The following is a 5403-nucleotide window of genomic DNA, read 5'->3' as shown; positions in this document are numbered from 1 at the left end:
TCAAGGGAATAAGGCAGCCGCCGCAAAATTCATCCGTCGGCGACCTTTATCGACGGCGTCGATTTCTCGAACTGCGGCAGCCCGTCCTCGATCGAATAGTAATCGCCTTTGTCGCCCACGAAGATGTGGCTTTCCGCCGTGAGGCCGCTCGGCCTCTCGAAGGATCCGGCCATGATGGAAATCGTGTCCAGTTCATTGTGCTTCCAGAAGAGCAGCGAGCCGCAGGTCCGACAGAAGCCGCGTTTCGCCACATCGGAAGCACCGTACCAGCTGAGCGCGTCGGACCCTTCTATGACGATATCGGCATCCCTGGAGGCGGTAGCCGCGACGAAATGGCCGGTCTGCCGGCGACATTGCGAGCAATGGCAATAGACGACGCCGCGCAGCGGGCCACTCGTCCTGAAACGCACCGCCCCGCACAGGCACGATCCCCTGTGGTTGTCGTCCATTTCCGGCCTCCTTCGACCATCCTCCGATCCATTGCCGCCAGAATTTCAGGTTTGAAGTGGCTGGGCGCAGGCAAATGCGACACCGAAGCGACGCGTTTAAAAAGCTGCGCCTCACACGACTCTACATCCTGAGGTAGCAGAGACATCGAGGAAATGCAGGCCATTAAGGAAACTTTAGCGCAACTGCATCTATGTTTCCTGCAAGCGAAGGTCGTGTTGGGGACGCGCCGTCGCACCGCAATTCCGATTCAAATCCCCGAGTTAGCGACTCCCGGCGGTGGCAGGTCTCCGGTCGCACTGAAGGGGCAGTGAAACTGAACATGCAGCCGGCAGCCGTTCCCACCGACAGGAATACCGACATCGCCAGCACCGTCGTGGCGACGATGCGGCAGCTCGGCGTGCTTGGCATGCCCCGCAACTATGAAATCTTCTACGAGGCGCTCAGCGGCAGCAATCACGAACTCAGCCTTGCCGTCGTCTCGTTGAGCAACCGACCGACCCAGGAGGACCTCGACGGCATCGGGCGCATCTTCTTCCCCCAGCATCACGGACCGGCCATCGTCGAACATGCCCGCGAGATGGTCGCCAAGGAGCTCGAGGACATCGCCGCGCTGTTGCGCAGCGAGCGCTCGCATATCGAGAAATACGGCCGTCTGCTCGACGAGACCTCGAGCGGACTGAGCAACCGCAGTCTGCTTTCGCAGGAACTCCTGCAGAAGATCGCTGGCGCAATGTCGGCCGCCACCAGCTCGACGATCGACCATGGCCGCCAGATCGCCAGCACGCTCAGCGAAAAGACGGCCGAGCTTGAAAGCGTCAAGTCGAAACTCGAGGAATACAAACGGCTTGCCGACACCGATCCGCTCACGCAACTGTGGAACCGACGCGCCTTCGACAAGGAGATCACCCGGATCTACAACAGCAATCGCGGCATCCTGTTCAACGCCTTGATCCTTGCCGATATCGATCATTTCAAGGACATAAACGATCGCTACGGCCACCCGGTCGGCGACAGGATCCTGCAGATCATCGCCGAGATCTTCCAGTCCAGCGTGCGTGCCGACATGTTCGTCGCGCGCACCGGCGGCGAGGAGTTTGCGCTCATCGTCGAAGGCGCCAGCGAGGACGCCACATACGAGATCGCCGAGCGCATCCGGGCGCTGATCGAGCAGACCCCGTTCACCAGCAGCCAGACCGGCATGAACTACGGCACCGTCACCGTATCGCTGGGCATCTGTATGGCCTCGGAGGCGGAAAACCCCGAGGATCTCTACACCAAGGCGGACCGCGCGCTTTACCGCTCCAAGGTCGGCGGCCGCAACCGCGTGACAAGGCACTCGGCCACCGGCGGACGAGCTGGCAAAGGCTGGCTGCTTTACAAGAAAGACTGACATCACCCTTTCCAGAAGAATTTTTGTGGACTATATTTTCCACAGAAATGAAAGGGTGCGCTTATGCAACGTCCAGTCGCGGCCGCGACGGCGGCCGAAAACGCCGTCATCACCAAGGCCACGCTGCGCGCGGCCGACCTGCTCGATATCACCGCCAGGACGCTCGCTTTGGTCATCGGTGTGTCGGAGGCAACGATCTCGCGCATGCGCAAACAGGAGTTCCTGCTCGAACGCGGCACCAAGCCCTTCGAGCTGGCGGTGCTGTTCGTCCGCCTGTTCCGCTCGCTCGACGCCATCGTCGGCGGCGACGAGACTGTGGCGCGGGCATGGCTGAGGAATCCCAACATCACGCTCGACGGCACGCCGCTCGAGAAAATCCTGACCATTGCCGGACTTGTCGATGTCATTGCCTACCTGGACTCCCGGCGCGCTCTCGTCTGAGGCCGTCAGGCTCGAAGGCAAATACTGGCGCATGGTGGAGGCGCAGCACCGCGTGTCGACCCTCAAGCTGGTCGACACGCTCGACGAGCAGTCGCTGCTCGAGGACCTCGTCGAGGACACCAAGCCCCATATCCCGCTGGAATGCCGCCACCTCCATTATCTGCTGGCGACGCCTTTCCGCTACGGCTCCGTCTATCCTTACGGCTCGCGCTTCCGTCGCGCGGGCAAGACGAAAGGCGTCTACTACGCGGCCGAGACAGTGCTGACGGCGGTGGCGGAGATGGCCTTCTACCGCTTGCTGTTCTTTGCGGAGTCGCCGGCGACGCCATGGCCGAACGATGCGGCGGAATACACTGCCTTCGCCGCCGCGATCAAATGCGAGAGCGCGATCGACCTGACGCGGCCGCCGCTCGATCGGAACGAGAAGGCCTGGGCGCTGCCCACCGATTACACCGCCTGTCAGGCGATCGCCGATGTCGCGCGCGAAGCCGAGATACAGGCGATCCGCTATCGCTCGGTACGCGATCCCAAGGGCGCCAACATCGCTTTGTTGACGTGCAAGGGCTTTGCCAAGGCCAGGCCGCTGGAGCCACAGACCTGGCGCATCCGGATCGGCTCTTTCGGCCTGCAGGCGATCTGCGAATTTCCCGATAAGCGGCTGGAATTCTCACGCACCGCTTTTGCCGATCCGCGACTGGCTGGAATGCGTTGGGAACGCGGCCATTGAGTTCGGAAAAACTGTATCGAGATTCGGGTCAGGGTGAGCCGAGAAGGGTGGATTCCGAGAACCGGAGCGGAGCGTACTTGCAGTACGTGAGCACCGGAAGCGCAGGAAGCCACCATTCGCAGGCCAGCCTCACCCGAATATCGATACAGTTTTAGGCCAGGATGTTGACCGCCCGCGCCGCCACCAGCGCGATCGTCAAGAGCGAGATCATCGCTTCGGCCATCATCAGGAGCTTTGCGCGCTGCGTGAGCGGCAAGGTGTCGGTCGGCGAGAAGGCGGTGGCGTTGGTGAAAGCCAGGAAGAAATAGTCCACAAAGCCCGGCAGCCAGCCTTGTATCTCGCTATCTGGCAGCGTCATTTGCGGGAACAGGAAGTCGGCCTGCGCGCGCTTGACCAGGCCACAGGTCGGCGGCCCGCCCCTGTCCGTGCTCCAGAACCACAGCGCAAAGACGATCACATTGGTGACCCAGATGTTGAGCGCATCGACGAGCAGCGTGGTGCCGGCGCCGGCATGCCCTTCCAGCAGCGCCCGCACCAGGAAAACCAGCGATCCGCAATTCATGATGCTGATGACGCCGGTCATCACCAATGCCGTGCGGCGGATGTAGAGGCGCAATCGGCCGATCGCGTACCAATGCTCGTGGTCGACAGCCGTGCGCGTCTGCATCTGCGTCCATGCCGTCGCGATCGACAGGGGCACCAGCAGTGCCGCCTCGACGGTCGGGGCTAGCCAGCGCGGACCGCAGGACAGGTTGTTGATGACCAAAAGCTGAAGACAGATGACGACGAGAACCGCCGCGCGCGCCGACCAGAAGTCGAGCCCGCGATGATGGATGACGGCGTGCTGGTGACGCATGGAGACACCCGTATGGCTAGAACCGCGGCGCCTTGGGAGGCCCGGCTCAACCAACATTCAGCCGGCCACGGTTCTGCCCGAAGCGCCGGCGACGGGTTCCATCGCAATCTTGGTTTTACAATGTTGCGGCAGCATACATTTTCGTAAGCTTTTGCTATCGGACTGTTCAGAAATTCACCGGTGTGGTTTTAGGCCCGCATGTCGAGAACCAGCGAATCCGTTCATCTTTGGCCGGTGGCAGCCACCGCGGAACGCAATCCGCCTTCGATCTGGAACGGACTGATCCGGCATCCATGGCGATTGCTGGCGCTTTTGTGCCTCACCCAGATCGCTTGCTGGACCGTCATGCCGGCGCTCGTCAATGTTGGGCCGCCATACGACGTCGTCGAGGGGTTCATGTGGGGCCGCGAATGGGTTCTGCTGACCTACAAACACCCGCAGTTACCCTGCTGGCTGCTTGAGATCAGCCATCTACTGACCGGCTCGTTCCGCTGGCCGCAATATATGCTTTCGCAACTGCTGATCTCGACGACTTTCATCCTGGTCTATCTTCTCGCACGCGACATCATGGGGTCGACCCGCGCTCTCGCCGCGGTGTTGCTGATGCCCTCGATCTATTTCTTCGGTTGGCCGACCCCGCAATTCAACCACGACTATGCACAGATGCCTTTCTGGGCCGGCATCTCATGGCTGTTGTGGCGCGCCGCGCGCGACGGACGGCCCGGCTGGTGGCTCGCCCTCGGCGTCGTCTCCGGCCTGGGACTCTACGCCAAGTTCTCGACGGCTTTGCTGCTGGTTTTCGGCGGCATCTGGCTCTTATACGATAGCCGTGCCCGGAACCGGCTCGCCACCCCATGGCCGTGGCTTGGCCTTGCGGTTTTCCTTGGCATCGCGGCACCGCTGGCGGTCGAGCTTTTCCGACTCGATTTCCTGCCGCTGACCTACGCCGCGCACCGCAACGAATGGGTCCTCGCCCACCGCGCCAGGCTTTACTATATCGGCGTTCAGCTTGCCGGGCTTTCCGCTGTTCCCGTCGTTCTTGCTCTGTCCGGCCTGCTGCGGCGGCGAACAAGCCCCGCGCAGGAGCCCTTGCAGCCCCAGCCGGCTCCCGAGCGGCGCGCTATTATCTATCTGGCGTGGATGGGTCTGGGGCCAGCGCTCCTCATCATGATCGCCTCGCTGTTCACAGGCACCGGCGAGTCCTGGGGCGCGACGATGTACAATCTCGTGGGCGCCCTGGCGATCGCGCTCCTGGGCCACCGGCTGGGAGCGACGGAATTGCGCCGGTTGACGGTGCTGGCCCTGCTATGCGTGGTCGCCGTATCGAGCGCCTACGCCGTCACCCGCTGGACCGGCTGCAACGTCCGCGGTCACCTGCAGCCGATGTGCTGGCCGGCGCAATCGATCTCGCGGACAGCCGAGGCGATCTGGCATGACGCGGTGCCCGGGCCGTTAGGCATTGTCGGCGGCGAAGACGGCGTGGCCCGGCTCGCCGGGCTGGAAGCCGCGGACCAGCCTTCCATCTTCACGGCTCTCGAC

Annotated in this window: 6 protein-coding genes; 4 read left to right on the top strand and 2 right to left on the bottom strand. The window is 62.5% G+C overall.

Features of this window, described 5'->3' with window-relative positions:
- Positions 1 to 29: 29 nt before the first annotated feature.
- Complete coding sequence (locus EOA24_RS26190) at positions 30 to 449, bottom strand: GFA family protein (protein WP_126082409.1); 420 nt, start codon at positions 447 to 449, stop codon at positions 30 to 32.
- 320 nt (positions 450 to 769) lie between these two features.
- On the opposite strand from EOA24_RS26190, the gene EOA24_RS26185 reads away from it, so the two are divergent.
- The 3 genes from EOA24_RS26185 (at position 770) to EOA24_RS26175 (ending at position 3008) form a co-directional block, all read left to right on the top strand.
- Positions 770 to 1840 carry a diguanylate cyclase gene (locus tag EOA24_RS26185; protein WP_126083786.1) on the top strand — a complete coding sequence of 357 codons (1071 nt, stop codon included), beginning with the start codon at positions 770 to 772 and terminating at the stop codon, positions 1838 to 1840.
- A 63-nt stretch (positions 1841 to 1903) separates the two neighbouring features.
- Positions 1904 to 2281 (top strand): antitoxin Xre/MbcA/ParS toxin-binding domain-containing protein, encoded by a 378-nt coding sequence (locus EOA24_RS26180; protein ID WP_126082408.1) that lies wholly within the window; start codon positions 1904 to 1906, stop codon positions 2279 to 2281.
- Positions 2241 to 3008 carry an RES family NAD+ phosphorylase gene (locus tag EOA24_RS26175; RefSeq protein ID WP_126082407.1) on the top strand — a complete coding sequence of 256 codons (768 nt, stop codon included), beginning with the start codon at positions 2241 to 2243 and terminating at the stop codon, positions 3006 to 3008. The genes EOA24_RS26180 and EOA24_RS26175 overlap by 41 nt, the downstream gene beginning before the upstream one ends.
- 151 nt (positions 3009 to 3159) lie before the next feature.
- Here EOA24_RS26175 and EOA24_RS26170 read toward each other — a convergent pair whose 3' ends face one another.
- Positions 3160 to 3864: a hypothetical protein gene (locus EOA24_RS26170; protein WP_126082406.1), complete on the bottom strand. Its 705-nt coding sequence runs from the start codon at positions 3862 to 3864 to the stop codon at positions 3160 to 3162.
- Between the two features lie 198 nt (positions 3865 to 4062).
- On the opposite strand from EOA24_RS26170, the gene EOA24_RS26165 reads away from it, so the two are divergent.
- Positions 4063 to 5403, top strand: a 1341-nt coding sequence (locus EOA24_RS26165) for a glycosyltransferase family 39 protein (protein WP_133374616.1), incomplete at its 3' end; no start/stop codon positions are given.

It is taken from the genome of Mesorhizobium sp. M2A.F.Ca.ET.039.01.1.1 (assembly GCF_003998035.1).
Taxonomy (GTDB): domain Bacteria; phylum Pseudomonadota; class Alphaproteobacteria; order Rhizobiales; family Rhizobiaceae; genus Mesorhizobium.
The sequence above is the reverse complement of the archived record's forward strand: the minus strand, read 5'-3'. Positions and strand labels throughout refer to the sequence as shown.

Excerpts from the sequence above, each read along its gene's own strand:
- EOA24_RS26175 (WP_126082407.1), top strand. The coding sequence starts at position 2,241 with ATGTCATTGCCTACCTGGACTCCCGGCGCGCTCTCGTCTGAGGCCGTC.
- EOA24_RS26185 (WP_126083786.1), top strand. The coding sequence starts at position 770 with ATGCAGCCGGCAGCCGTTCCCACCGACAGGAATACCGACATCGCCAGC.
- EOA24_RS26180 (WP_126082408.1), top strand. The coding sequence starts at position 1,904 with ATGCAACGTCCAGTCGCGGCCGCGACGGCGGCCGAAAACGCCGTCATC.
- EOA24_RS26170 (WP_126082406.1), bottom strand. The coding sequence starts at position 3,864 with ATGCGTCACCAGCACGCCGTCATCCATCATCGCGGGCTCGACTTCTGG.
- EOA24_RS26190 (WP_126082409.1), bottom strand. The coding sequence starts at position 449 with ATGGACGACAACCACAGGGGATCGTGCCTGTGCGGGGCGGTGCGTTTC.